Consider the following 425-nt stretch of genomic DNA (forward strand, 5'->3'; position numbering starts at 1 on the left):
ATTGCAGGTAATGCCATACGGGTTGGCGACAATCACTCGCGCAGACTGCCCGGCCACTTCGGTGTAACCGCGCAACTGACTCGGGTTGCCGCTGATGACTTCGTTGAGAATCGCCTGCGCCGAACCGCTGTTTTTCAGGTTCGGGTTGCCGATGACGTGCCCGCCCAGTTGCGTGTTCGAAGTTTGAGTCGCGCCGTTGTTGAGGATGACGCCCTGTGCGCCGACGTTGTAATCGTGGAACTGGTTGTGCGACAGGCCACTTGCGTTGGGCGTGGCGATGTTGACGATCGGCACGCCGTTGCCGGCACGGTCCAGCGTGGTATTCGGGTTGGCAACGACGATGCCATCGGCCTGCGCCCACAGCGGTTGCCAGAACATGACGGTGGCCAGCAGGAACGCCAGTCCGCGCTTGGGCATGCCGAGGA

1 protein-coding gene is annotated in these 425 nt (G+C 61.9%); it reads right to left on the minus strand.

Annotation, left to right across the window (positions count from 1 at the left end):
• Nucleotides 1-417: two-partner secretion domain-containing protein (locus AC0T7J_RS25395; RefSeq protein WP_473798562.1), on the minus strand; the 417-nt coding region annotated here is incomplete at its 3' end.
• Between the last annotated feature and the right edge of the window lie 8 nt (nt 418-425).

This window comes from Pantoea sp. E956-1, assembly GCF_982223955.1.